This is a genomic window from Aequorivita flava, from assembly GCF_038742595.1.
Classification (GTDB): Bacteria; Bacteroidota; Bacteroidia; order Flavobacteriales; family Flavobacteriaceae; genus Aequorivita; species Aequorivita marisscotiae.
The window spans coordinates 73,704-100,455 of sequence record NZ_JBANCF010000003.1; the positions used below are offsets into that span (position 1 = coordinate 73,704).

The 26,752-nt window shown below is 38.1% G+C and carries 29 protein-coding genes and 1 pseudogene; 17 read left to right on the forward strand and 13 right to left on the reverse strand.

Annotation, left to right across the window (positions count from 1 at the left end; genetic code table 11):
• Window positions 1-118 precede the first annotated feature (118 nt).
• The 12 genes from VZD24_RS05115 (at window position 119) to VZD24_RS05170 (ending at window position 9,015) form a co-directional block, all read left to right on the forward strand.
• Entirely contained in the window at window positions 119-1,024 is a 906-nt protein-coding gene (locus tag VZD24_RS05115; RefSeq protein WP_342687165.1) for a tryptophan 2,3-dioxygenase family protein, read from the forward strand.
• A 29-nt stretch (window positions 1,025-1,053) separates the two neighbouring features.
• Window positions 1,054-1,401, forward strand: coding sequence for a DUF488 domain-containing protein (locus VZD24_RS05120; protein WP_342687164.1), 348 nt, complete (start codon window positions 1,054-1,056; stop codon window positions 1,399-1,401).
• Window positions 1,402-1,463: 62 nt separating this feature from the next.
• Window positions 1,464-2,216, forward strand: a complete 753-nt coding sequence (locus tag VZD24_RS05125; RefSeq protein WP_279449103.1) for a DUF481 domain-containing protein — start codon at window positions 1,464-1,466, stop codon at window positions 2,214-2,216.
• 110 nt (window positions 2,217-2,326) lie between these two features.
• Complete coding sequence (locus VZD24_RS05130; RefSeq protein ID WP_279449104.1) at window positions 2,327-2,665, forward strand: arsenosugar biosynthesis-associated peroxidase-like protein; 339 nt, start codon at window positions 2,327-2,329, stop codon at window positions 2,663-2,665.
• Between the two features lie 90 nt (window positions 2,666-2,755).
• Window positions 2,756-3,832 (forward strand): arsenosugar biosynthesis radical SAM (seleno)protein ArsS, encoded by a 1,077-nt coding sequence (gene arsS / locus VZD24_RS05135; RefSeq protein ID WP_342687163.1) that lies wholly within the window; start codon window positions 2,756-2,758, stop codon window positions 3,830-3,832.
• Window positions 3,833-3,883: 51 nt separating this feature from the next.
• Window positions 3,884-4,384: a rhodanese-like domain-containing protein gene (locus VZD24_RS05140; protein ID WP_342687162.1), complete on the forward strand. Its 501-nt coding sequence runs from the start codon at window positions 3,884-3,886 to the stop codon at window positions 4,382-4,384.
• 31 nt (window positions 4,385-4,415) lie between these two features.
• The gene (locus tag VZD24_RS05145) at window positions 4,416-5,108 is read left to right on the forward strand and encodes a TIGR04282 family arsenosugar biosynthesis glycosyltransferase (RefSeq protein ID WP_342687161.1); all 693 of its coding nucleotides are present in this window, start codon (window positions 4,416-4,418) and stop codon (window positions 5,106-5,108) included.
• Window positions 5,109-5,110: 2 nt separating this feature from the next.
• A complete protein-coding gene (locus tag VZD24_RS05150) occupies window positions 5,111-5,929 on the forward strand; it encodes a purine-nucleoside phosphorylase (RefSeq protein WP_279449108.1) in 819 nt (272 codons plus the stop codon).
• Window positions 5,930-5,960: 31 nt separating this feature from the next.
• A complete protein-coding gene (locus tag VZD24_RS05155) occupies window positions 5,961-6,857 on the forward strand; it encodes a sterol desaturase family protein (RefSeq protein ID WP_279449109.1) in 897 nt (298 codons plus the stop codon).
• Between the two features lie 28 nt (window positions 6,858-6,885).
• The gene (locus VZD24_RS05160; protein ID WP_342687160.1) at window positions 6,886-7,686 is read left to right on the forward strand and encodes a DUF547 domain-containing protein; all 801 of its coding nucleotides are present in this window, start codon (window positions 6,886-6,888) and stop codon (window positions 7,684-7,686) included.
• Window positions 7,687-7,719: 33 nt separating this feature from the next.
• On the forward strand, window positions 7,720-8,493 hold the full coding sequence (locus tag VZD24_RS05165; protein ID WP_342687159.1) for a TIGR04283 family arsenosugar biosynthesis glycosyltransferase: 774 nt from the start codon (window positions 7,720-7,722) through the stop codon (window positions 8,491-8,493).
• Between the two features lie 87 nt (window positions 8,494-8,580).
• A complete protein-coding gene (locus tag VZD24_RS05170) occupies window positions 8,581-9,015 on the forward strand; it encodes a hemerythrin domain-containing protein (protein WP_342687158.1) in 435 nt (144 codons plus the stop codon).
• 20 nt (window positions 9,016-9,035) lie between these two features.
• Here VZD24_RS05170 and VZD24_RS05175 read toward each other — a convergent pair whose 3' ends face one another.
• On the reverse strand, window positions 9,036-10,082 hold the full coding sequence (locus VZD24_RS05175) for a glycoside hydrolase family 113 (RefSeq protein WP_342687157.1): 1,047 nt from the start codon (window positions 10,080-10,082) through the stop codon (window positions 9,036-9,038).
• A gap of 128 nt (window positions 10,083-10,210) precedes the next feature.
• On the opposite strand from VZD24_RS05175, the gene VZD24_RS05180 reads away from it, so the two are divergent.
• Both VZD24_RS05180 and VZD24_RS05185 read left to right on the forward strand, forming a co-directional pair.
• Window positions 10,211-11,518, forward strand: a complete 1,308-nt coding sequence (locus VZD24_RS05180) for an NAD(P)/FAD-dependent oxidoreductase (protein WP_342687156.1) — start codon at window positions 10,211-10,213, stop codon at window positions 11,516-11,518.
• Between the two features lie 46 nt (window positions 11,519-11,564).
• Window positions 11,565-13,151, forward strand: coding sequence for a 4Fe-4S binding protein (locus VZD24_RS05185; RefSeq protein ID WP_342687155.1), 1,587 nt, complete (start codon window positions 11,565-11,567; stop codon window positions 13,149-13,151).
• Window positions 13,152-13,225: 74 nt separating this feature from the next.
• Here the strand turns inward: VZD24_RS05185 and VZD24_RS05190 are convergent, their stop codons facing one another.
• Window positions 13,226-13,606, reverse strand: a complete 381-nt coding sequence (locus VZD24_RS05190) for a DUF2784 family protein (RefSeq protein WP_342687154.1) — start codon at window positions 13,604-13,606, stop codon at window positions 13,226-13,228.
• A 123-nt stretch (window positions 13,607-13,729) separates the two neighbouring features.
• On the opposite strand from VZD24_RS05190, the gene VZD24_RS05195 reads away from it, so the two are divergent.
• From VZD24_RS05195 to VZD24_RS05205, 3 genes are all read left to right on the forward strand, one after another.
• Complete coding sequence (locus tag VZD24_RS05195; protein ID WP_342687153.1) at window positions 13,730-14,425, forward strand: glycosyltransferase family 2 protein; 696 nt, start codon at window positions 13,730-13,732, stop codon at window positions 14,423-14,425.
• Window positions 14,422-15,912 carry a cellulose synthase family protein gene (locus tag VZD24_RS05200; RefSeq protein ID WP_279449118.1) on the forward strand — a complete coding sequence of 497 codons (1,491 nt, stop codon included), beginning with the start codon at window positions 14,422-14,424 and terminating at the stop codon, window positions 15,910-15,912. The genes VZD24_RS05195 and VZD24_RS05200 overlap by 4 nt, the downstream gene beginning before the upstream one ends.
• 154 nt (window positions 15,913-16,066) lie before the next feature.
• Window positions 16,067-16,663, forward strand: a complete 597-nt coding sequence (locus tag VZD24_RS05205; protein ID WP_342687152.1) for an FMN-binding negative transcriptional regulator — start codon at window positions 16,067-16,069, stop codon at window positions 16,661-16,663.
• 1 nt (window position 16,664) lies between these two features.
• Here VZD24_RS05205 and VZD24_RS05210 read toward each other — a convergent pair whose 3' ends face one another.
• From VZD24_RS05210 to VZD24_RS05255, 11 genes and pseudogenes are all read right to left on the reverse strand, one after another.
• The gene (locus tag VZD24_RS05210) at window positions 16,665-18,029 is read right to left on the reverse strand and encodes a hypothetical protein (RefSeq protein WP_279449120.1); all 1,365 of its coding nucleotides are present in this window, start codon (window positions 18,027-18,029) and stop codon (window positions 16,665-16,667) included.
• A 4-nt stretch (window positions 18,030-18,033) separates the two neighbouring features.
• Window positions 18,034-19,389 carry a UDP-N-acetylmuramate--L-alanine ligase gene (locus VZD24_RS05215; protein WP_342687151.1) on the reverse strand — a complete coding sequence of 452 codons (1,356 nt, stop codon included), beginning with the start codon at window positions 19,387-19,389 and terminating at the stop codon, window positions 18,034-18,036.
• Window positions 19,390-19,488: 99 nt separating this feature from the next.
• Entirely contained in the window at window positions 19,489-20,508 is a 1,020-nt protein-coding gene (locus tag VZD24_RS05220; protein ID WP_342687150.1) for a tetratricopeptide repeat protein, read from the reverse strand.
• A 43-nt stretch (window positions 20,509-20,551) separates the two neighbouring features.
• Window positions 20,552-21,073, reverse strand: coding sequence for a DUF4136 domain-containing protein (locus VZD24_RS05225; protein WP_342687149.1), 522 nt, complete (start codon window positions 21,071-21,073; stop codon window positions 20,552-20,554).
• Between the two features lie 208 nt (window positions 21,074-21,281).
• The gene (locus VZD24_RS05230) at window positions 21,282-22,397 is read right to left on the reverse strand and encodes a sensor histidine kinase (protein WP_279449124.1); all 1,116 of its coding nucleotides are present in this window, start codon (window positions 22,395-22,397) and stop codon (window positions 21,282-21,284) included.
• A complete protein-coding gene (locus VZD24_RS05235) occupies window positions 22,394-23,161 on the reverse strand; it encodes a LytR/AlgR family response regulator transcription factor (RefSeq protein WP_279449125.1) in 768 nt (255 codons plus the stop codon). The genes VZD24_RS05230 and VZD24_RS05235 overlap by 4 nt, the downstream gene beginning before the upstream one ends.
• 173 nt (window positions 23,162-23,334) lie before the next feature.
• Window positions 23,335-23,886: a hypothetical protein gene (locus VZD24_RS05240; protein WP_342687148.1), complete on the reverse strand. Its 552-nt coding sequence runs from the start codon at window positions 23,884-23,886 to the stop codon at window positions 23,335-23,337.
• Window positions 23,887-24,204: 318 nt separating this feature from the next.
• On the reverse strand, window positions 24,205-24,414 hold the full coding sequence (locus tag VZD24_RS15230) for a T9SS type A sorting domain-containing protein (protein WP_373693846.1): 210 nt from the start codon (window positions 24,412-24,414) through the stop codon (window positions 24,205-24,207).
• A gap of 140 nt (window positions 24,415-24,554) precedes the next feature.
• Entirely contained in the window at window positions 24,555-25,553 is a 999-nt protein-coding gene (gene obgE, locus VZD24_RS05245; protein ID WP_279449127.1) for a GTPase ObgE, read from the reverse strand.
• 168 nt (window positions 25,554-25,721) lie between these two features.
• Window positions 25,722-25,964 carry a four helix bundle protein gene (locus VZD24_RS05250; RefSeq protein WP_342687147.1) on the reverse strand — a complete coding sequence of 81 codons (243 nt, stop codon included), beginning with the start codon at window positions 25,962-25,964 and terminating at the stop codon, window positions 25,722-25,724.
• 74 nt (window positions 25,965-26,038) lie between these two features.
• Window positions 26,039-26,611, reverse strand: a pseudogene (locus VZD24_RS05255) (adenylate kinase); the annotation flags it as partial.
• Window positions 26,612-26,752: the final 141 nt, after the last annotated feature.

Sequence of the window (26,752 nt, forward strand, 5' to 3'; positions counted from 1 at the left end):
TTATAAAAGCCCTGTTGCACATTTTGCAACAGGGCTTTTTCTTTAAAACTGAAGATGGAATGCTTCGGTTAATCAAAAATATCCATTATTTTTAAGCACTTTTACCAAAAATCACAAAATGGATAATTCAGAAATTATAGCAGCCATAGAGGAAAAATACCGCGCTCTGGGCGAAAATCCCCAAACCTACTTAAACGGTCTTTTACAAGCCAAACCCATTAATTATTGGGATTATATTCAAGTAGACACGCTTTTGTCACTTCAAAAAACGCGAACCGATTTTAAGGACGAAGAAATATTCGTGATGTACCATCAAGTTACCGAACTCACCCTAAAAATGATGGTTCACGAAATAAAACAACTTTCAGAAGGTGAGAATCTTTCAGAAGAAACTTGGATTACAAAGCTAGACCGCTTAAAGCGCTACACTCGTATGCTTATCACTTCATTCGACATTATGAAGGACGGCATGAGCTATGACGATTATAATATTTTTCGCGCAACCCTTACTCCTGCCAGCGGCTTTCAGAGCGCGCAATTTCGCGTGTTAGAAATATATTGCACCAAGCTAGAAAACCTTATAAATAATCAAGGTAGAGAGCGCATGCCCGACAATCCATCAATTGATGATTATTTTGAAAACATTTATTGGAAAGACGCAGGTTTAAACCGAAAAACCGGTAAAATGACCTTAACGCTACGACAGTTTATTGAAAAATACGAAGCCGATTTTAAGGTCTTAGCCAAAAATACTATGGGGAAAACGCTCGAGGAACGCGTAGCACAAATGCCCAATCCTTCAGACGAACTAAAAGATAAATTAAAACAATTTGATCATTTTTATAATGTAGCCTGGCCCATTGTTCATTTAGATACAGCAAATCATTATTTAAACAGCAAAGGCGAAACTAAAGCCGCGACGGGAGGCTCTGATTGGCAAAAGTACCTCCACCCCAAATATCAGCAGCGCAAATTTTTTCCAGAATTATGGTCGGCTGAAGAAGTTGCAAATTGGGGCGAATAAGCAAAAACAGTGCGACAAGAATTTTACTGATGGACATAAAAACCAAACGCATTTATGAAGATGCCAACAAAACTGATGGCTTTAGGGTTTTAGTAGATAGAATCTGGCCACGTGGCGTGAGTAAAGAAGATGCAAACCTAAACGAATGGATGAAGGAAATAGCCCCTTCAAAAGAGCTTCGGAAATGGTTTGATCACAAAGAAGAACGCTTTGATGAATTCTCCAAAAAGTACAAAAGTGAATTGAAAAAAAAGGATGACCTTGTGCAGCAATTAATAGCGAAGGCAAAAGATAAACGCATCACCCTTCTCTATGGAGCCAAAGACGAAAAAAATAACCAAGCCATTGTGTTAAAGGAATATCTCGAAAACCAATAAATTCTTCCCTTTTAAACCTTTTCAGTATTTTTAATGGCTGAAACCAATTTTTTAATTTTAGCATGAAATATTTTGTTGCGCTTTTAATTATCAGCTTTTCTATTACTGCAAAATCTCAAATTCTCAATGCCGAATCACTTCGAAAAGTAACCGACACTTCTGGTTTTTCGGGCTCAGTAAGTCTTGGATTTTCACTTAAACGCAATGTAAATGATTATTTCGCTTTTAGCAGTAGCACCCATCTTCAGTATAAAATGAATAAACATTTAGTACTGCTGAAAAACGATATAGAACTAAAAAATATTGAAGGCAATAAATTTGAGAATGCAGGAATAACACATCTTCGTTATAACTATAAATTTCACCCTCGCATTGCCTGGGAAGTTTTTGCACAAGCTCAGTACAACAAGGTTTCGAAAATAGATTTTAGAGGCTTGTTGGGAATGGGCCCGCGCTTTAAATTAACTACTTCTGAGGATTATAAATTCTATTTTGGCACACAACTAATGTATGAAGTTGAGGAGCTAAACGACGGTTTTACCGCAATTCAGCGCGGATTTAGAAGCACTTCCTATCTTTCTTTCAGCTTATACCCTACCGAAACTGTGACTATTGTTAGCACTACCTATTATCAACCCCGAATAAGTGATTTTGGCGATTACCGTATTTCAAATCAGAGCTCATTGCTTGTAGATCTTTTTAAAAATTTTGCCTTTAAAACTACGTACACCTTTATTTATGACGAAACCCCAGCGGTTGGAATTCCAAATTCCCAATACAATTTGGAAAGCGGTTTTGTTTATTCTTTCGATTAAATTGTTAAACTTTAGTAAGGATAGGACTTTTTAAAAGACTACTTCGCTATATTTACCTCAATTCGCAAACCGAATTGCTTCAATTTACGTATCTATAACCAAACTTCATTATGGCCAACAACAATTATTACGACCCCGCAGATCTTAAAAAATTTGGAAAAATCTCAGAATGGAGCAAGGAGCTCGGCGACAAATTTTTTGAGTATTACGGAAAAGTTTTTGAAGAAGGTGCGCTTACTGCACGCGAAAAATCGCTAATCGCACTTGCCGTTGCCCATACCGAAATGTGCCCTTATTGCATTGATGCATATTCACAAGATGGATTGCAGCGCGGCATTACTAAGGAAGAAATGATGGAGGCCGTACACGTGGGAGCCGCTATTAAAAGCGGTGCCACCTTGGTACACGGCGTAATGATGATGAACAAGGTGAACAAGTTAGAAATGTAGCGCCGCAGAACAATGTGCCACCGTCGGTAAAAAGCAATGTTTTACAATTTGCGTTTTAGAACAGTATTTCGAATATTTTAAAATGATTACATGCCCAATATTAAAAAGAAAAAGCAACAATCCCTTCATAAACGCGATAGCGAATTTGCAATTGCAAATAAACAACTCGAAAAACTTTCTAACGGCATTTTTGCCAATGGTGAGCTACCTACTTTTTCCGAAAAAATAAAAGAAACAGACCAGTTTCCCTTACGACCTTCAAAACTGGAGATTCTTCAAATTAATGTTGGTTATATGTGCAATCAGGTTTGCGAACATTGCCACGTAGATGCAGGCCCCGATCGCAAAGAAATAATGACGCGCGAAACCATGTTGCAGTGTTTGGAAGTAATTAAAAATACTGGCGCGCATACCTTAGATCTTACCGGCGGCGCCCCGGAAATGAATCCAGATTTTCGCTGGTTTGTTGAAGAAGCGAGCAAAGCTGGCATTCAGGATTTTATAGTGCGAAGCAATCTAACAATTATTCGCGCCAACAAAAAATACCACGATTTGCCCGAATTCTTTAAAAAACACGATGTACACGTAGTGAGTAGCATGCCGCATTGGACGCGTGGCAAAACCGACAAACAAAGAGGCGAGGGTGTTTTTGACCAATCTATTAAAGCTTTGCAGGAACTAAATGCCGTTGGTTACGGTATGCCAAACAGCAACCTGCGATTAGATTTGGTTTACAATCCGAGCGGCGCCTTTTTACCAGGCGATCAAACAAGTATGGAAAAAGATTTTAAAAAAGCATTACTCGAAGATTTTGGGATATATTTTCACAACCTTTTTGCCATTACAAATTTACCTATTTCGCGATTTTTGGATTATTTAATCGCTTCTGAAAATTACGAAGATTATATGTATTCCTTAGTGGAAGCCTACAATCCTGCGGCTGTAAAAAACGTAATGTGCCGCAATACCATTTCCATTAGTTGGGACGGATATTTATACGATTGCGATTTCAATCAAATGTTGGAACTAAAGGTAGCTAGCCAAATCCAGCATATTTCAAAATATAATGAAGATATTTTAAACAACAGAAAAATAATTGTGTCACAACACTGCTACGGTTGTACTGCAGGGGCAGGAAGTAGCTGCCAGGGCGTGGTTACAAATTAAATTCAGTACAGACTTTCACCTTTATAAAATCAGTTGGGTCGTTATCATTCCATGAAAAAATTTCTACCATTTTTATTGCTTGTTTTTGTCTTTGGCTTATCCTTCGCCCAAAAACCGCTTGACGAACTTTTAGATCAATACAATTCACAGAGTATTTCCTATATTTCCGTGGAAGAACTGCGTATGTTACAATTGAATGATACCGTTCTAATTCTTGACGCGCGCGAGCCAGAAGAATTTCAGACAAGCTATATAAACACTTCAATACACGTGGGTTTCAATAATTTTTCTTCGGAAGAAAAACAGCTTCAAAAGCTCGATAAAAACCTTCCTGTAGTAGTTTATTGCTCGGTGGGAATTCGTTCCGAAAAAATAGGCGAAAAATTAAAAAAAGCCGGTTTTACTAATGTTAAAAACCTCTACGGCGGTATCTTTGCATGGAAAAATAAAGGCTATCCAGTGGTAGATTCCACTGGCAATGAAACTGAAAACGTACACGCTTTTTCCAAGCATTGGAGTAAGTATCTGCACGGCGGCAACCCGATGTACTAAGTTCTGCTAGCCTTAAAAATAGTATAATACCATGGCTTTATTAACCTCTAAAAATACAAAAAGCGACAACGAAATGGCGCGTAATTTTTACTTTCCATCTTCAAAAAAAGCATTAATTATATTTACCCGAAACCCGGAATTGGGCAAGGTAAAAACCCGATTGGCTAAATCTGTAGGTGATGAAAATGCCTTAAATATTTACAAGTTTCTCTTAAAACACACCGTAGAAATTACAAAAAATATTAACGCAGATAAATATATTTTTTATTCCGAAAACATTCATCGAGACGATATTTGGGATCCGGAAATTTTCAGAAAAAAGCTGCAATCCGGAAGTAATTTAGGTGAAAAAATGAACAATGCATTTTCAGAATTATTCGAAATGGGCTACGGAAACATTCTGATTGTAGGAAGCGATATTTATGATTTAAGCCAAAAAGACATTGAAAACGCCTTCGAAGTTTTACAAAAAAACCAGTTGGTAATTGGTCCGGCGGAAGATGGTGGTTATTATTTACTGGGAATGAAAGAATTGCATTCAAAAATATTTCAAAATAAAAATTGGGGTACAAGTACCGTTTTGAAAGAAACCTTAATCGATTTAAGAAATGAAAAAGTGGTGCTTTTGGAAGAGCGAAACGACATTGATTATTACGAAGATATTAAGGAACTAGATGCTTTTCAACAATTTTTACCTCCTCATTTAGACAAAAACTTTTTATAAATATGACAGCTTTAAAATATATTGAAGAAGCAGCAGCATACCTTCAGCAGCGAGGTATTGAAAAACCCGAAATAGGAATAATTCTCGGCACTGGCCTTGGAAAAATTATTGACAACGTAACTGTTGAAGTTGAAGTTAGCTATAATCACATTCCAAATTTTCCCACTGCAACCGTAGAATTTCACAAAGGAAAATTAATTTACGGCACGCTTGAAGGTAAAAAGGTATTGCTAATGCAGGGGCGTTTTCACATTTACGAGGGGTATTCGCTTACAGACGTAACCTTCCCGGTTCGCGTTATGCACCTTTTGGGCATTAAACATTTGCTGGTGAGCAATGCCTCGGGCGCGATAAATCTCGATTTCAAAAAAGGTGAAATTATGCTTATTGACGATCATATTAATTTGCAGGGCAATTCGCCGCTAGCCTTTCGTGGAGTTGAAAAAATGGGCGAACGTTTTGTAGATATGAGTGCACCCTACAATGCTGCCATGAACGAAAAACTGGAGCAGATCGCTTCCGAAAAAAATATAAAACTACACAAAGGCGTGTATGCCAGCGTCGTTGGACCGCAACTGGAAACTCGCGCCGAATACCGCTATTTAAAGATTATTGGTGCCGATGCCGTGGGAATGAGCACCGTACCGGAGGTTATCGTTGCCAACCACTTAGGATTACCAGTTTCGGCCGTTTCAATCTTAACAGATGAATGTAATCCAGACAGTCTTAAACCCGTTGACATTGAAGAAATAATTGCAATGGCCGCCAAAGCAGAGCCCGATATGATTACCCTCTTTACTGAGCTAATTAAGCAATTGTAAATTATTTCAATACGGCACGACTAAAGAAATCTTGGAAAAATACTTCGAAATATTTAAAAACTCCTACCACGGATACTTTAACTATCTGTGGCGGGAAATAACGTATTTCCATTGGGAAAACTATTTCTATGGATTGATTCTGGTTTCTTTATTGGTCTGGGTTTTGGAGCTGCTCTTTCCATGGAGGAAGCAACAAAAGGTGTTTCGAAAAGACTTTTGGTTAGATACTTTTTATATGTTCTTCAATTTTTTTCTGTTGAATTTAATTGTACTAATCTTCCTTTCCAACGCAACGGCCGAACTTTTTAACGACTTGTTATCGGTCGTGGGATTAAAGCTTTCAAGTTTTCAGCTTTTAGATTTAGACGCCCTGCCCTTTGGTATCGGACTTTTAATATTCTTTTTAATTACGGATTTTGTGCAGTGGAACACACATCGTTTACTCCACTACTCTCCTTTTCTGTGGAATTTTCACAAGTTGCACCACTCTGTTAAGGAAATGGGGTTTGCGGCACATCTGCGCTATCATTGGATGGAACCAGTGGTGTATAAATCCTTACTGTACATTCCGTTGGCAATTATTGGCGGTTTTAATGTGGAATCTGTTGCCATTGTGCATTTTTCGGCACTTGCAATCGGTCATCTAAACCATGCCAATTTGGGCTGGGATTACGGCTTTTTAAAATATATTTTCAACAATCCTAAAATGCACATTTGGCACCACGCTAAAGTTTTGCCAAAACACGCCCAATACGGTGTTAATTTCGGGATTAGTTTAAGTCTTTGGGATTATCTTTTTAAAACGAACCATATTCCGCACGACGGTCGCGACATTGAGCTGGGCTTTGATGGAGATGAAAAATTTCCTTCCGGTTTTATTTCACAGGAATTATATCCTATAAAAACCAAAAGGCGAACTAATTCGTAATTATTTTAAATCCTGAAAACTGTTATAAATGAAAACGATCTTCAATCTCGCCACCTTATTATTTTTAGTATGCTCACTCCAAAGTTGCAATCTGCTATCGGCCGCGGGTATTAGTAGCCAAGGACAACCTACAAAGAAAGTACAATCCAATCTCACCTCAACCACAGCAAATTCTGCCGTAAATATTGATCATTCGCAATGGGACATATTGCTGAAAAAACATGTAAACAGCGACGGCATGGTAGATTATAAAGCGTTTAAAAAAGACGAAGCCAAACTGGATGGATATTTAAAAATGCTTTCGGAAAAAAATCCAACCAACAACTGGAGCGTTCAGGAATTGCTCGCTTTTTACATAAACCTTTACAATGCAGCTACGGTAAAATTGATCGTGGAAAATTACCCACTAAAAAGCATAAAAGATATTGATGGCGCTTGGACCAAAGGACGTGTGGCAGTGGGCGATAAAATGCTTTCGCTCGGCGGAATTGAAAACGGAATACTTCGGAAAATGAACGAACCACGCATTCATTTCGCTATAAATTGTGCTTCTATTTCCTGCCCAAAACTTTTAGACGAAGCTTATACCGCCGCAAAAATTAACGAGCAATTGGACCGCGCGACAAACGAATTTATCAATAGCGACAAGAACGATATTTCTGCGAGCAACCCAAAGGTTTCCTCAATTTTTGATTGGTATGCAAAAGATTATAAAGTAAACGGCAAACAGGATGTAATAGCATTTATTAATCAATATTCTAATACAAAAATAAATGCAAACGCTACTTTAAGCTATAAAAACTATGATTGGAACCTAAACGATCAGTAGTAGGCGAATCATTTAAAAATTTTAAATCTCAACATGCTTTCAATCATCATACCCGTTTTAAACGAAGCCGAAATCATAACCGAGTTGCTTCAAAAACTGCCCGCCCGACTTTCGGGAAAATATCGGGCCGATATAATATTTGTAGATGGCGGAAGCACAGACGGCACACAGTCATTAATCAATACCTATGTAACGAAAACGGTACAGCCCCAAAGTATTTATTCCATTCGCCTACTTTCTTCCGAAAAAGGTCGCGCAAAACAGATGAACGAAGGAGCAAAACACGCTCTAAGTGAAATACTGTACTTTTTGCACGCCGATTCATTTCCACCTAAAAAATTTGATAAATATATTGTTGCCGAAGTAAACAAAGGCAATCCGGCTGGCTGTTTCCGGTTAAAATTTGACAGTAATCATTGGTGGTTGCAATTGGCAGGCTGGTTAACGCGGTTTAACTGGAAAGCTTGTCGCGGCGGTGACCAAAGCCAATTTATCACCAAACAGCTTTTTAATTCTATCGGTGGTTTTGATGAAGATTATATAATTTACGAAGACAATATTTTAATAGGACAACTTTACAAACGAAAAAAGTTTGTAGTATTACCTAAAAAACTAACGACCTCCGCACGACTTTACAGGCAAAAAGGAGTTTGGAACTTACAGTATCATTTTTGGGCAATTTATGTGAAACGCTGGTTTGGCGCAGATGCCGACGAATTATATCAGTACTATTTGAAGCATATCAAGCAAGTGAATTCCACGGAAATTTCAAAAGAAAAACTTTCCAATCAAATTGTTGAAAATTAAACAGATTTATAATCTTTCAATTTTCAAAGAGGTTTCTTTCCAAAATTTTTAGGATATTGTACAGAAAAACAAACAAAAAACATAGCTATGAACATTTTTGAAGCCATTAGAAAAGACCACGATAAACAACGCGAACTTTGCCGTTTGGTAACCTCCACTTCGGGCGATTCAAAAGGAAGGAAGGAAATGTGGGAAAAACTGAAGCACGAGTTAAAAATTCACGCTGATGCAGAGGAACGTACCTTTTATTCACCATTAATCCACAACGATATGATGCAGGAACACGCCCGCCACGGGATAGCCGAACATCACGAAATGGATGAACTCATGGAAAAAGTAGATGAAACCGATATGGATTCGCCAGCTTGGTTAGTGTACGCCAAACAATTGTGCGAAAAAGTTGAGCATCATTTGGACGATGAGGAGCACAGTTTTTTTCAATTGGCAGGCAAGGTTTTCACCGAAGCACAAAAAACCGCGATCGCCAAAGATTATTTAAAACAAATGGAGGAAAACAGATAACAGTTTAAAATAGTTACTCTTTATGGCCCATAATATTTTGCAATAACTTTCTGTGCTGGTTTATTTTGTGGTGTAAATTGAGTGTTGCTTGCGCCTCCCACTTTATCGTGGGCAATAAACCATTTCCACAAAAAACCACCGGCGAACCACTGTTCATTCCAAACGCTTTTATACAGTCCTTCAAGTAAATTTGCCTGTGCTTTTAAATTTATGGAAGTCATTTCCCGATCGCTTCTCCAAGGCTCCTTCCCGCTTAAATCAACGCTTCGGTAACCGTATTCCGTAAAGAGAATTTTTTTATTTTCCTTATCCGAAATGGTTTGCAATTCTGTTTTCCATCGGCCCCAGCCTATTTTGGTTTCTTCTATGGTTGGCGTTTTTTGGTCTGAAATAGGGAAATACGCATTTACGCCAATATAGTCCAACGTATCCCAAAATGGAACTTGTTTGTACTCATCCCAATTGGCGGCATAGGTCACTTTTCCGTTGAAAATAGTTTTTACTTCAGCAATCAATTCGCGCCAAAATGCTGGACGGTGTTCAATAAATTTTTCCAATTCGGTTCCTACACAGAAGATTTCAATATTTTCAGTTTCGGCAACTTTTGCAAAATCCAGAATGAAATTTTTATAGGTTTCTTCAAGTTGAAGCCAATCTGCTTCCGAAGTCATTTCAACATAGCCCGTAAATTCGCCGTTCCAAACCCAGATTTGAGGTTTCAACATTACCCTTATTCCGTTTTGATGAAGCATGTTAACATATTGCGCTACCCCTTCGTACGTTTCGCCAAACCATTGCCGCTTCTGATTGTATATAATTTCGGGATGATTCAAACTTTTTATAAACCCAAAAGGCATCACCGTTACATAATTGGGATGGACCGTTTGTAACGCAACAATGTGCCTCGCCGAAAGTGAATCGGCAGCAGCCACAAAGCTCACGCCGTTAATTTTTGTAGATGCATTTTCAATAGTAGGTAAATCTAAAGAAGCATCCTTCTTTTGTGCACAGCCAGCACAAAAGAATATTATAAAAATGCAGCAAACAAAACGGTTAATAGGCTTCATAATAAAAGTTGAAGTTGAAATTACTGATTTATTTCAGAATTTATGTAAAAATTAATAACTGTTTTAAATCAGCCCCACATGTAATTGCGTAAATTTATAAACGACTGAAGAAAACAAGCATCAAAAGTATGGAGCACATTGTTATTATAGGCAACGGTATTGCGGGCATTACCGCAGCGCGACACATCAGGAAACTTTCAAATAAAAAAATTACCATCATTTCTGCTGAAACCGATCATTTTTTCTCCCGCACTGCTTTGATGTACGTTTATATGGGCCATATGCGGTGGCGCGATATAGAACCCTACGAATCTTGGTTTTGGGAAAAAAACAGACTGGAACTCAAAAATGCTTACGTTGAAACGGTAGATACCAACAACCAAACGCTTTATTTTAAAGGTGGCGGCAGTATAATTTACGATAAGCTAATAATTGCCTCTGGCTCCGTAACAAACACGTTTGGATGGGATGGACTGGAACTTAATGGCGTACAAGGTCTGGTGTCAAAACAGGATTTGGAAAAGCTAGAAACTAATGCTCCCAACAATAAAGAATGTCCGCGTGCTGTAATAATTGGCGGTGGTTTAATAGGCGTTGAAATGGCCGAAATGCTCCGCACTCGCGATATTGAAGTTACGATGCTCGTTCGCGAAGATGGGTTTTGGGCCAATGTGCTTCCAAATCAAGATGCCGAAATGATTTCTCGACACATTATTTCGCACGGTGTAGATCTTCGGCATAACACCGAATTGGATAAAATTCTAGATGATGGCAAAGGTAATGTGCGCGCCGTTTTAACTAAAAATGGCGAGGAAATTCCCTGTAGTGTTGTTGGAATTACCACCGGGGTAAAACCACAAATTTCATTTCTAAAAAACTCAAAAATTGAAACCGATAGAGGTATTTTGGTAAACCGTTTACTAGAAACAAATATTCAAAATGTGTACGCAATAGGCGACTGTGCCCAACAACGGGAACCCATCGGCAATCGCCCACCCGTAGAGGCAGTTTGGTACACCGGCCGAATGATGGGTGAGGCTTTGGCGCAGACTATAAGCGGAAAACCTTTTGAGTACAATCCTGGCAATTGGTTTAATAGCGCCAAATTTTTTGATATTGAATACCAAACCTATGGCTGGGTTTTTTCAGAAGAAAGAAAAAAGGAATACGAAGTTCAATTTCATTGGAAATGCGCAAGCGACCTTCGTTGTGTAACTATTTCATTCCATAAAAATTCCAATGAATTTCTGGGTATAAATACGTTCGGAATACGGATGAGACAGGAAGTTTTTGATACTTGGCTCCACGAAAAAAGAAGTGTGGATTATGTAATCGAAAATTTAAAGCAAGCCAACTTCGACCCAGAATTTTATAAAAAATATGAAAACGAGATTTTGAGAGAATTCTTGTCATTAAATAAAACAGCAGTTTCCTAAAAACCTCACAGGTCTGGGAGACCTGTGAGGTCTAATTCCAAATAATATGAGTACAGTACAAAGAAATATGTCGCTTACGGGCGAACCGCCAAAAACCATAAACACGCAACAAAAGTTGGCTTCCGCCATAGGTTTAATTGGTTTGACCATACTCTTTTTGGCACTATTAAATGTAAGTTTTCCCAATAGAGCAATTTGGCTTACCACATCACTATTAATGATTGGCGGAGGAACCGTTTGGTTCTCTACGGCAGCGTATTTAAACAAACACGAAGGAATTAAAAACGACGGTGTCTATTTTAAATCGCTTACCTCTAAAGGGTTTTGGGCGTGGATTTTAGGCATAGCACTCACCTTATTTTATGTTTTGCTGTATTGGTTTCCACAATATTTGGGATTGGCTCAAAATGGTGATAATACAGGGCTCGTAGCACTTTTTGATCCGCTTAGCGAGGTTTTAAACGGTGGTCCCGCAAGCCAATGGTTTGTTTATGGCACCCTTTATACACTAGCTATTTTGGCATTTGGAATAAAATTTATTTTAAAATATCGCCACAATAAATACGAGAAATTACGCACCTATTCGGTCATGTTTTTTCAATTGGGTTTTGCGTTTCTTATTCCCGAGCTTATGTCCAGATTAAATAATGACACTTTCTCGCTGCCCTATTACGACCTTAAAAATATCTGGCCGCTTAACTATTATAATTTCGAGCAGTACCGTGTAGATCAGTTTATTTCGGCCGGTGATATTGGCTTGGCTTTGTTGATTTTTGGAATCGTTTCAATTTTTATAATCACCCCAATTTTAACTTATAAGTACGGCAAGCGCTGGTACTGTAGTTGGGTGTGCGGTTGTGGCGGACTCGCCGAAACGGCTGGCGATCCATTTAGGCATTTGAGCGACAAACGGCAGATAGCCTGGAAGGTGGAACGTTGGGTAATACACAGTGTGTTGGTTTTTGTAGTGTTAATGACAACGGCAGTAGTGCACAGCTATTTGGGCGACGACAGCACAAAATATTGGTTAACAAAAGATGTATTTCTACTCTCCGTGGCAGTAATTTTAACGGCAGTTGTCGTAGGTACTTGGATTTTTAAAAGAGAAGAATTGCAAAAAGATGCGCGTTATGGGGCAATTGGTTATTTCGTGATTATTATTTCGTTGATCGGGTTTCACTTTTTTTCAGGAAAGACTTTGTTTCTATTTGAAGCAGAAACCCTTCGTCAGAGCTATGGTTTTTTGATCGGTGCCGTTTTTAGCGGGGTGATTGGTGTAGGATTTTACCCAATCTTCGGAAGCCGGGTTTGGTGCCGTTTTGGTTGTCCGATGGCGGCAATTTTGGGATTTCAGCAACGGCTTTTTTCGCGGTTCAGAATTACCACAAACGGCGGGCAATGCATTAGTTGTGGCAATTGTTCCACCTATTGCGAAATGGGCATTGACGTACGCGCATACGCCCAAAAAGGTGAAAACATTGTACGTTCCAGCTGTGTAGGCTGTGGAATTTGCTCTGCGGTTTGTCCGCGTGGGGTTTTAAAACTTGAAAATGGTCCGTTGGAAAAACGCATCAATAGCAACGAAATTTTACTTGGTAACGACGTAGATTTAATGCATTATGTGAGCAAATAATCAGTGGTCAGTTGTCAGTTGTCAGTGGTCAGTTGTCAGTTGTCAGTTGTCAGTTTCAAATTACTCATTATTCATTATTTTAATCCTTTTCTTTTAAAATTCACCCAAAGCGAAAAAACCAAAGCCAAGAACGTAAAAGCTAAAGTTAATATTTCTACGAGCTGTGCATCCGGTTGCCATCCTGAAAATAATTCTACTAGAAAACTTATATAACTATTTGGAAGATTATTTTCCCCCAATTTACGCAGGATATCATAATGCCAATCGGTTAAAAAACAATAACCGAAACCGTTCCAAATGCCTAAAACAAGCCACGAAAAAAGGGTAAGTGCCAAAGTGAAAAAATGGAGCTTTCGTGTTCTTCTAAAAATCCAGCCAAAAAGATTAAAAACAATAAGCCCTGAATGAAAAACGATAAAAAACCAATTGCCGAATTGAAGCCAGAAATTTTCCAAGGGGAATTTTAATTTTTTGAATTAGTAAAATGCCACAATTTAAAGTTTATTTTTCTGAAATTCGCAAATCTAAAGAAGAGACCTCACAGGTTTTAAAATCCTGTGAGGTCTAATCCGTATTAAATGAATAAAAACATCAAAGTAATAATTCCCGCCTATAACGAAGAAGCCTCGATAGGGAAAGTGATTGCTGAAATTCCCGATATCGTTTCAGAAATAATTGTGGTGAACAACAATTCTACTGACAGTACTGCAGTAGTTGCTGAAAAAGCAGGTGCCACTGTTCTGTTTCAACCAAAAGCCGGCTACGGAATCGCATGTTTGAAAGGAATGGAATACATTTCAGACAAAGATAACAAGCCGGAAATAGTTGTTTTTTTAGATGGCGATTATAGCGATTACCCGTCAGAATTAACAAAAATCGTGGCACCAATTCTCGAAGATAACATAGATTTTGTCGTGGGTGCGCGTGTGAAAGAATTGCGGGAAGTGGGCGCTATGACCTTTCCCCAACGATTCGGAAATGTATTGGCAACCAAATTGATGACTTTATTTTTTAATTCAAAATTTACGGATCTGGGACCCTTTCGCGCTATTAAATACGAAAAATTACTCGCTTTAAATATGCAGGACAAAACCTATGGTTGGACGGTAGAAATGCAACTTAAAGTTCTAAAAAAGAATTTTACATATACCGAAGTACCCGTTAATTACAAAAACCGCATCGGGGTTTCAAAAGTTTCGGGTACCGTAAAAGGTGCTATCTTTGCGGGCGTAAAAATCCTAAGCTGGATTTTTAAATACAGTTTCAAAAAATGATTCTCGAATCAATAATCATCACGGTTTACTCCATTGCCCTGCTTCTCATTTTTATGTACGCTTTGGCACAATTAAACTTGCTTTTCAATTACCTCCGAGCGCGAAAAAACCATAAAATTGCGCCCACTTTTAATTTTTTAAATGCCGAAGAAATTCCATTTGTAACTATTCAGCTTCCTGTTTACAACGAATTATACGTAATGCAACGCTTGCTGGATAATATTTCTGAAATTGATTATCCAAAAGAAAAATTTGAAATTCAAGTGCTTGACGATAGCACAGACGAATCTTTTGAAAAAACCGCAAAACATATTATAGAACTTCAAAAAACGGGTTTGAACATCCAGCACCTAACACGTAAAAACCGTGAAGGCTTTAAGGCTGGCGCGCTAAAAGAGGGACTCAAATCCGCAAACGGCGAGTATATAGCTATTTTTGATGCCGATTTTCTTCCGAAGAAAAACTGGTTAAAAGAAACCATTCCTTATTTTAAAGATGCCGAAATTGGCGTGGTACAAACCCGTTGGGGACACCTAAACCGCGACTACTCCATACTTACGCGCGTGCAAGCCTTTGCGCTCGACGCACATTTTACTTTGGAACAAGTGGGTAGAAATAGCAAAGGACACTTTATAAATTTTAACGGCACGGCGGGTGTTTGGCGAAAAGCGTGCATTCTTGATGCGGGAAACTGGGAAGGCGACACCCTAACCGAAGATTTAGATCTGAGTTATCGCGCTCAACTTAAAAATTGGAAGTTTAAATATTTGGAAGCGGTGGAGACCCCTGCCGAACTTCCAGTGGTAATTAGTGCCGCGCGTTCGCAACAATTTAGATGGAACAAAGGGGGCGCAGAGAATTTTCAGAAAATGGCTTGGCGCGTATTTAAAAGTAAAAATGTTTCTTTTAAAACTAAAATACACAGTTTTCTGCATTTGCTAAACAGCACTATGTTTTTAAACATTTTGATAGTGGCAATCTTGAGTATTCCTATGCTTTACATAAAAAATGAATACGAACATTTGAAGCTCTATTTTTACGTGATGAGCTTTTTCGTGATAAGCACACTTATCTTTTTTATCTGCTATTGGTTTACCTATAAAGCAGTTTACGGCGGTGGTTTTAAACATTTTATGAAATACACAGCTATGTTTTTTACCTTCTTTTCGGTGGCGATGGGATTTTCGCTACACAACTCCATTGCGGTTTTGGAAGGGCATTTCGGGAAGAAAAGTGAATTTATCCGTACGCCGAAATTTAACATTGGAGCGCTGAAAGATGGTTGGAAAGACAATAAATACCTCACCAAAAACATTTCTCCAAACGTGGTTATAGAAGGCGTATTGATGCTCTATTTCGCTTTTGGAATGTACAGCGCCTTTGTTGTGGGCGACCAAGGAGGCGATTTCGGATTGTTCCCGTTCCACTTGATGCTTTTCCTGGGGTTTGGGTTTGTATTTTTTAAATCGCTTACTTCAAAAGCATAAACCATTTTTTTTTACATTTAAACTCTGCGAATCTCAGCGCTTTTCTCTGCGATACTCTGCGTAATATTTATTCCACAGAGTTACACAAAGAGCCGCAGAGTTTCAATGAGAAGTTCTTAAATCGTTAATCGACAATCTAAAATCAACAATCAAAATGTATCCACCACCACACCACCAATCGCACGACATTGAAAAAATGATTTCGGTTATTGAGCATTTTCCGTTGGGAATGTTGGTTACCGCAAAGGACGGAAAACCTTTTATTACGCACATTCCGTTTATTTACGACGCTGCCACCAAAAAATTGATTGCACATTTAGACCGAAGCAACCCACAAATGGAAACTTTAAAAGATGGCGCGGAAGTTACCGTTGTTTTTAAAGGGCCAGACACGTACATTTCGCCCAGCATTTATACCACTCCGCAATTACCAACGTGGAATTACATCATTGTACACATTACTGGCAATCTAAAACTTTTAAATGATGCCGAAACAGTAAAGCAAACAATGATTGCAATGACTAAGTTTTTGGAGGGAAGCGAACAAAGGTTTATTCTGAAAAATGACGATCCAAGAATGGAGCGTTTAATTAATTACATTCAAGCTTTTGAAATTGAAATCACCGATTGGGAAGGGAAATTCAAACTTTCACAGGATAAAAACGCACAGGATTTTGAAAATGCGAAAGAGGAATTGATAAAAAAATCTCGAAAGGATATCTCGCGGTTTATCAATTTTACTTACAATTAAACTATTCAATATAGTTTTCAATTATAAGTAGCGGATATTTCTTGTGAATTCTTTGCTGATCCGCTTCATACTCCTTTCTATTCAGCGGTCTAAAATAATCTTCAAACTTTAATTTGACCCTTTCATCGTTATATCGCAAATCTTGAATTGCCTGTTTATGGGAAGCCAATAACGTGATATATGTCTGGTAGGTGACATTGTCATTATAAACATAATTAAATTGTATAACACTATCAATGTGTTTTATAAAGAATTCAACCAGTTCATTTTCAGCTATTTTTTCATTGTCAACAATAAAGGCATTTTCACTTAAATAAATTTTTATTGTTTTACTCGCAACCGCATCTTTTGACTGTGGAGGTAAAGGGATTTTAGATGCAGAATCTGGGGTGTTTATAAAATGAAGCTCCTTATGCAAACCTCTAGCGTCGAATCGATTTACAAGTGCTTCATCATTGAATTTTGTTATATATTTTATAGAAAGATAGCCTAAACTAGTGAGTCGGTTTTCAAGTTTCACTAAATTTTTGAGGGAAATATTCTGTGGCATCAACAGTGTAATATTTAAACTTCCTCGAGATCTTTTGGATATTTCTTCCCTTAAATAATCGCCCAACAAATCAAAGTTTGCTATTTTCTCGCTATCCAATAGATACAGTAGCTGATTATTTTCTTCATAAACCTTGAGTTTCTTCCATCTAAAGTATATATCCACATTATCTTCATAATCAGACACAGGTAATTCTACAAACGGATTGAAACTCACCCGAATATTTTCAATTCTTTCTGCAGGAAATACTGAAGTAAATGCGAAACCAAAAGCCAAAACAAGTAGTATAGAAAAATTTAATAACAGGGGTTTGTAAGCTGCCTTTTTGAAGTATCTAATTATAGATTTCCAACTTTCAAAAAATATTACACTCACAGCTAAAGGCAGTATATACTTCATTTCAGAAACTCTCGTGTCAATACTGTCAGAAAGCAACGCGACCATAAGGCCTAATTTGAATAAAAGATAAGAAAAATTGAATGGAAGAAAACGCTGATCGTTTACTACTGCCAATCTCACATTACCTGGAACAGGATTGTAATCGGGTTTACGAAAAAGATTCAGTAGAAACATAGCATTTCCCAGCACCAATGAGATTAACGCAAAGTTGAAGTTTTGCCAATACCGCTCCACAGCACCAGTTGCAAGCACGTAATTAGAGGTTCCCAAATCGAATAACCCAGTAAACAAACTGATAAAGCAAAGTAAGGTATAAAAAGAATATGATGCCCCAATACCAAGAGCCACACTAACCCAAAAACGTTTTTTTGAAATGTTTGGTTTAGACCTATTTCTTAAAAATCCATTTTGGAGCATTCCGCTATTTTAAATACTCCTTCACCTCCTCAAAATCCAGCCCGCCATAATTTCCGCTGCTCATCAAAAGCAAACTGGTATTGTTGTAATCCTGTGAAAAAAGATAGGTCTTAAAATCTGCCGGATTTGTGAAAACTACCAAGTCATCACGGTCAAAGGCCTCTTCTATTTGCTCCCTCTTTATTTCTTCTAACTCTTTTATCATTACCGCGTGAGGCGAGTAGAAAACTACCGCGCTATCGGCTGCATCGAGCGTTCCTTTGTATTCCTTTAAAAATTCAGGATTTAGGCTACTGTAAGTATGTAGCTCCAAACAGGCTATCAGTTTTCTATGAGGATATTGATTTTTTACCGCTTGCGTAGTAGCTTTTACTTTGCTGGGCGAATGTGCGTAATCTTTATACGCCACTGCGGTCTTGGTTTCGGCAATTTTTTCTAATCGTTTACTCGCGCCTTTAAATGTAGCAATGGCTTCGTAAAAATCATCGGCATCCACGCCCATTAATTGGCAAATCCAGCGTGCGCCTTCCAAGTTGTTTAAATTGTGTTTTCCGAAGATTTCAACCGGCATTGAGCCTTCGGGAGTTTCTAAAAGCGTGGTTCCGTTTTCAACGGTATATTCAGGAGTTTTATATGGGTGTTTTTTAATGGGGTTTGTAGCGGCTTCCACTACACGTTTTACTTCGGAATCTTCTTCGTTGTAAATAATTGCCCCGCCATTGGTTATTTCATTTAGAAATATTTTAAACTGCTCCACATAGTTTTCATAGGTTGGAAAAACGTTAATGTGGTCCCAAGCAATGCCACTCAACAAAGCAATGTTCGGTTTGTAAAGGTGAAATTTTGGGCGACGGTCTATAGGCGAAGACAGATATTCATCGCCTTCAATTACCATAAAGTCATTATCATTAGTAATTTTCACCATCGTGTCAAACCCTTCCAATTGGGCGCCAACCATATAATCCACATTTTTTTCGTGATAATTCATCACGTGGAGAATCATTGAGGTAATCGTAGTTTTTCCATGCGAACCACCAATAACCACGCGGGTTTTGGTTTTAGACTGTTCGTAAAGAAATTCCGGATAACTATAAATTTTTAAACCGAGTTCCTTCGCCTTTAAAAGTTCAGGATTTTCTGCTTTGGCATGCATTCCGAGGATAACGGCATCAATTTCAGAAGTTAATTTTTTGGGAAACCAACCTTCTTTTTCCGGTAAAAGGCCTTTGTTTTTTAATCTGCTTTTTGAAGGTTCAAAAACCTCGTCGTCGCTTCCAGTTACCGTATCGCCTTTTTGATGTAATGCCAAGGCAAGGTTGTGCATTGCGCTGCCGCCAATGGCTATAAAGTGGATTCTCATTTTAATTTATGCGTTTAGCCCTTCAACTGCGCTCAGGGTGATATTTCGTTTTGTAAAGATACTTTTTCTAATGCTCAATTCAAGATTCATATTTCAGAATTACATCGCTAAAATTAGCGATTTTTCCTGTTGTGCCTCTTTAAAATCTGTTCGGTCCAATAATGCTTTATTTATCCAGGTAAGTGCAATTTCTTTCTTTCCTAAGTTTTTATAGATCTGTGCCAATCGGTAATAGGCCCAATCTTTGGGCACGCCATCCTTTATGGAGTAATTGGCCAAATACTGGCTAAGGCATTTAATGCCGTATTCGGGCTCCAGATTGTATTGCGCAGCTATCTTCCCGATTTGGTAGTTGAGCTGGTTGCGTCTGTGGATTTTTAACGCTTTTGAAGTTGTTTCCAAAGCTTCCTTCGGTTGGTTATTTTTTTCATAAAGATCTGCAAGTTTTTCATAGGTGTGTGGCGAACCACCTACTTCAATTGCATTTTTATAATAACGCTCGGCATCTTTCGGTCTGTCGGAATACTCGGCGATGTAGCCCTTGGCGAGATAGCCGTCCACTTTTGAAATAGCTCCCAATTCATTCGCGTATTCTATTGCTTTCTTTTCACTTCCGCCAATAATTCCGGGCAACTGAATGTAAAATTCCACTAAGGCCCAGCGTGCCTCTATGTGCTTGGGAATGAGTTTTGCGGCGCGTTCCAAATGATGTTTTATTTCGCCAATGTAAGTTACTGCGCGAAGACGACTCACCGATAAGGCTTTCATCCCGAGGGCTCCACCATACTTAAAATGATAGTTGGCATTGCTCTCTTCTTCCTTTACCAAATTTTCGTAATATAAAAGGGCCTCATCCCAATCTTTACCATAAGCAGCAATATCTCCCAGATATTCGCGAGTTTGTTTATCGTTGGGATTCTGTTTTAAATAGTATTCGAAAATTGGCTTTGCCTTGCTGAAATTTTCCTGTTTAAAATATTCCTCCGCTTGCTCGTAGTTGGTTTGGGCAATAGTAAATAACGGTAAAAGAATAAACAGGAGGTATAGTCCGCCTCTGCCTGCGGCATTTCCCCCGAAGGGAGAGAAACGCATCCATTTATAATAAACTTTGATTTGCAACTTAGAATTAATTTGAAATTTGGGATTTGGAATTTGGGAATTGTTATTTTCCTAAAGGTGGATATTTCGTCAAAATTTTCTGTAAAACCGAAATGTAATATGCTTCTTTTTGCTGCGGCGTAGCTCGTTCCTTCATTTCGCCATCGGCTACGGCCTGCCAAACCAAATCGTCTTTTTCAACATCAATAAAATCAATTGTTAGCTGTTGATTTACCACATTGCCCCCGATAGGAATACCTCCGCTAACGCCCACGCCCACATTGCCGCCACCGCCGCCAACACCAATGCCGATAGTATTCCGTGATCGGGAAACGCTCTCGCGCGCATAAAAATTTATGTATAGCTGGGGAGTTTCACTCTTAGTAAAACCTCGCTGTTGTAGCAGGCTATCGGTGATATGGATAATACGATTATCATCCAATTCATTTAAGCCGGAATCTATGGTCGGAAAGTAATTGTAACTGTTGTATTTTTCGAAATCTACCTGCTTATCATAATCTACAGCCACGGTGGCGCCGCAGGAAGAAAGAAGAATTGAGAGAATTAAAATCGGGAGAAGTTTCATCTTTATAAAATATTTGAGAAATAGGAAGATGGAATGCCTAATATATTAACTGCTGAAAATTGATTAGTTATCAATGGCATTTCATTGCTTTTTCTTTTTCACTAAAAATACGCAAAAACCGAGCACATGGATTTTCTGAAAGGTTAAAATTGTGAAAAATACTCCCTAAAAAAAGTAATCGCCGATGATTTTCTGCCAACTATTGCATTCAATTCTCGATGGGAATTTTAATTAATGTTTCTACACCCGACCCGTCGATTTTATTTCGTACTTCAAAAAAGTAATTGTTGCCGTAAAGGTTTTCTAAACGATCATTAATATTGGCCAACCCCATCCCGCGTTTCAGCAATAATTTGTGACTTACCTCAACGGGAGCGCCATTGTTTTCGGCCTTTATTATCAAGGTTTTTCCTTCTGCATAAATTTTTACGAGAATCTCCAAATCGGTATGGTTAAAATCGTAGCCGTGTTTTATTGAATTCTCGAGAATAGGCTGCAACAAAAGCGCTGGCACCATTTTGCTCAACAACGATTCGTCTATTTCTGTTGTTATTTTTAAATGATCGGAAAACCGAACTTTAATTATATTTAGGTAGAATTCCAAGATACGCAGTTCCTTTTCCAGCGGAATGCGGTTGCTGTCGTTGTCGTAAAGTATTTCCCGTAAAAAATCACTTAGGTCTGCGATTGTATCTTTGGCTTTCCCGGCATCAATATCTGTTAATACGGAAATTGAATTCAACGTATTAAAAAGAAAATGGGGCTGTAACTGCGAAGAGAGCATTTTCATTCGGGTACTTACCAATTGCGCTTCTAATTTGCCATGTTTTTTTTCAGCCTTTTTCACCTCTTTCACATAATAGTATGTGTAGATAATGAAGACCATCGCAAAATAAATAAGGAAATTCAGGTCTATTACGTACATAAATCTAAAGATGCTGCTTTCAAAATCGTATTCTGCAAAACTTACACGACCAAGCAGAATGTAGTAAAGATCAACAACCAGCCGTATTACCATTCCAATCAACAATGAAAACAAGATATGTGTGGAAATGATTTTGGTCCAGGAATAATTTTTCCGCAAAAATCGTTTTGTGCTTATGGCGATCAACGTCATAAAACTTACAACTATTATATAGTCGAAAAGTAGGTTGTCTATCAAAAAGCGCAACCATGAGAAGCTTTTCATTGATTCCATTCCAAACATCTGCATGTAGGCGGTCTTGGCTATTAAAACCAAATCGAACAAGGCATAAAACCCAGCTAATAGCAGCACGAGTTTTAGGTCTATGTATTTCTTCTTTATATTGTAATTTTTCTTCATATTCCTACTTTTTCCAAGAAGTCTTTTTTATACGATTTGCTAATGCGCAACAGGGTATTATCATTCATCCGGGCATCGATTTCAGAAAATTCTGAATGCACTATTTCCTTCACATGCTGCAGATTTACGATGCTCGATCTGTGAATGCGAACAAATTTATTACTGTCTAAAGATTCGCAAAGATTGTTTAAAGTTTCGCGGAGCACGTATTTTTTATCTTCAACAAAAATTTCCGCATAACTGCCCGATGCGGTAATGTATATTATATCTACAGGATTAATGAGCAGGGTTTTGTTTCCCTGCTTTATGGGCAATTTATCCAGCGCAGCCGTTTTTTGCGATTTGCTTTTGTATAAGTTGAAAAGTTCAATAACGCGCTTTTCAAAATTTTCATCGGCTTCGTTTGCTGAAATTTTCCTGACTTTTTCAATCGTTCTAAAAAAACGTTCGTCCTTAAAAGGTTTCAGCAGAAAATCGAAAGCATCAACATCAAAGGCTTTTAGCGCATAATTGTCATAAGCCGTAACAAAGATAACGATGGGTTTTGGCGATAGGGTAATTTTTTTCAACACTTCAAATCCGTTCATATCCTTCATATTGATGTCTAAAAAAATAAGGTCGGGACGTTTTTGGTCTATGTCGAGGATGGCGCTTTTTCCGTTGGCACATTCGCCCAACACCTCTACATCGGGCACTTGCCGCAATAGGTAGAGCACCCTTTTTCGGGCAAGCTCTTCATCGTCTATTACAAGTGCTTTTATCATTTTAGCGTTTTTATTGATGGTTATAAATTATTGCATTGTAGCGTAAAGATATTCAAAATTCAATCGTCGAACAGTTTATCATTTTGAAAATTAAGAGTTCAATCAACCTATAAAAAGACCCTCAGTACAGTTGTTTCCTGACGGTCTTTCTATAAATTGCAAGCCACATTCCTTCAATTAACGGCAACCCCAACGCCACTGTCTCTGGCGTCAATTTTTAAGGTCTGTTTGTCCTTGCCGTTTTCAAGTTTAATTTTATAGGTGGCATTGGCCAAGATTTCGCCTTTAGTGCGGGCAGAATATTTTGTCTTGGTTAAGGTGTACCCTTGATAGTCGTTGTACACATTGTTGCGAATCTCCGCAGGCAACAGTACATTTTTAAAGTATTGGCGGGTTTCCAGCAATTCGCCCTCTTTATTAAAATCTGCCTCTAAAGAACCGTTGGCACTATTAAACGTAACCAAATAGGCGTGATATTTTTTGTCTGCAGTATGTGCAATAAAGCTTTGAATATCAAAATTAGCTTTCATAAACCCAATAGGATCTCGTGCAAACTGTCGGGAGCGACTTTCATTAATAGTATAAGTATAACTGTCGCCGTCTTGCGCAACATTTACATTTAATGGCGCGTAAAATAATCTCGCCTCGTCTAGAACTGTAACCTCTTGGGCGCTGAGCACCGCCGCGGTTAAACTTAACATAATGGAAATAATGAACGTTTTCATAACTGATAATTTTTAAAATTAATAACTTGTTTTTCAAACTCGTAAACACTGATCAGGTATTTTTACAGACACTAAATTAAGGGAAGATACCGCGCAATGGGCAGGAATGATGTGAACGTCAAGATTTTACAGTCGGAAATACTTTATTTTGAAGTGAAATAAATTTTCACTTCAAAAAGCAGATCATATTCTTTGATAATCAGATGTTTACAAAACGATATAATTACAAATCACATTGCCAGATTACTTTTCAGGGAAAATAAAATGACAGCATTAGCATTTGGGAAGCGATAGCCTGGTTATTGAAGAAGACACTTTTTATTGCTTGACTATTTTTCGGGCAACGCTTCCTTTATCGGTTTCAACTTTCACAAAATAGATACCTGCGGTAAGGGTTTCTAGATTGATTTGTTTTTCTGTGATTTTAAAAAGTAGTTTCCCTATTGTTGAATAAACAGAGATTTTTTCAAGGGAAATGTTGTTTGAAATTTGAATGTTTAGAACCGTTAAGGTTTCTAATTCAACTATTTTTAAATATTTAGACGGATTTAAAGTCCAACTTTAAAAATGGTTGAAAAAGGGTAATTTTATTAATAGACAATCAATATTTTATAGGGACAAATTACAAAGAGAAATAGCATACCACGACTCCGCTCGGTAACCGAAAACTAATTAAGCATTTCCCAAAGCTTATCCTTCAACTCTGTCAAACCTTGTTGTGCGACGGAAGAGATAAACAAATACGGAATGTTTTTAAACTCTTTATCTAGAATTTTCTTCATTTCGGCTTTTAGTTCATCATCGAGCATATCGCTTTTGCTGATGGCTACCAAACGTTCCTTATCCAAAAGTTGTGGATTGTATCGGCGAAGTTCATCTACCAAAATATCATATTGTTCCTTAATATCGGGCGCATCGGCGGGAACTAAAAAAAGCAGCGTAGAATTACGTTCTATATGACGCAAAAAACGATGCCCGATACCTTTCCCTTCTGCGGCACCTTCTATGATTCCGGGAATGTCGGCAACTACAAAGGTTTTAAAGTCACGATATTCTACAATTCCCAAGTTGGGTTTTAGAGTAGTAAATTCGTAATTGGCAATCTTAGGTTTTGCTGCGGTAATTACGGAAAGTAAGGTGGATTTCCCAGCATTTGGAAAACCTACCAAACCTACATCGGCAAGAATTTTTAGCTCGAGGATAATATCTACCTCTTCGCCCTCTTCGCCAGGCTGTGAGTAGCGAGGTGTTTGGTTGGTTGCACTTTTAAAGTGGGCATTCCCCAAACCACCGCGGCCGCCTTTGGCAACTACTTTTTCCTGTCCGTCTTCAGTAAGCTCGAAGAGTATTTCCTCAGTTTCCTTATCGCGAACAACTGTTCCTAAAGGCACCTCAATATACACATCGGCTCCATCGGCCCCGGTACTGGTTTGTTTACTCCCCGCACTACCGTGTTCGGCTTTATAATGTCGTTTAAATTTTAAGTGATAAAGCGTCCAAAGGTTTTTGTTGGCTTTTACAATTACGTGTCCGCCACGACCGCCATCACCCCCATCGGGACCACCTTTGGGAATATACTTTTCCCGCCGCATATGCTTGCTGCCCTGCCCTCCCTTTCCGGAAGTAACGTGCACTTTTACGTAATCTACAAAATTGCCTTCAGTCATTGTTTGGTTGTTGAATTGTGTAAATGTTGAATTGTGTAATTGTTTAGATTATTTTTTTAATTGTGCATTTCTCAATGCATTAATTTTATTTGATATCATTAAAAGATGTGCACGGAGTTTTTCATACGCATCATTATCGATAAAATTTAACCTCTTGCAAATTATTACTTAATTCAATAATTCCATTGTCGAACTAAAAGCGATTGTTGAAAACCGAGATTTGTCTTTTTGTGTCAATCGGAAAGTGCCTTCAGCTAAGTTAGAGCATATGGAAACAGAGCATCTTCGCATTTGATTGGTTAATCCGAAACGTTCCTCAACAGGAAAGCTTTCAGTTATTTTATATACAACCTCAACTAAATCAATTGAGTCCTGCCATACTTCCAATTTTTCAAAAGAATGCTTATACATAAATCTCTTCAACCTTATTCAATTAAACAATTCAACAGTTAAACAGTTAAACAGTTAAACAGTTAAACAACCTACTATAAACCGTCTATAACTTCACTCAATCTCTCAGTAATCTCCTCAATACTACCCACGCCATCAACGCCGTAATACTTGCCTTTTTTCTCGTAATAATCTTTTAATATAGCGGTTTCATTATAATAAACTTTTATACGGTTTCTAATAATGCTTTCATCAGCATCGTCTGCTCTTCCGCTGGTTTCCCCACGTTTAAGCAAACGTTTTACCAAAACCTCATCATCTACTTCCAAAGCTACCATAGCATTTATTTGAGAATCTTTATCGTCCATTAAATAACCTAGAGCTTCCGCTTGTGCTTCGGTTCTTGGGAAACCGTCAAAAATAAAACCATTGGCATCCGGGTTTTTATCTACTTCGTTGCTGAGCATATCGATAGTAATTTCGTCAGGAACCAACTTACCTTTCGCCATAAACGATTTGGCAAGATTGCCCAAATCGGTTTCATTTTTAATGTTGTATCTAAATACGTCACCTGTAGAAATATGTATTAAGTTATATTTCTCCTTTAAAAATGTGGCTTGTGTTCCTTTTCCGGCGCCGGGAGGCCCAAATAAAATTATGTTTGTCATGGTTTTGTTGCTTGTTCCCTACCCAGCAATTAAACTGACCAAGGCTATTTAAAATAAACTGATCTTTACTAAAACGAAGCAGCAAATTTACGAAATTAAAATTGGGGAATAATGTATTTGTACTTTGTTAATGCAAGTTGT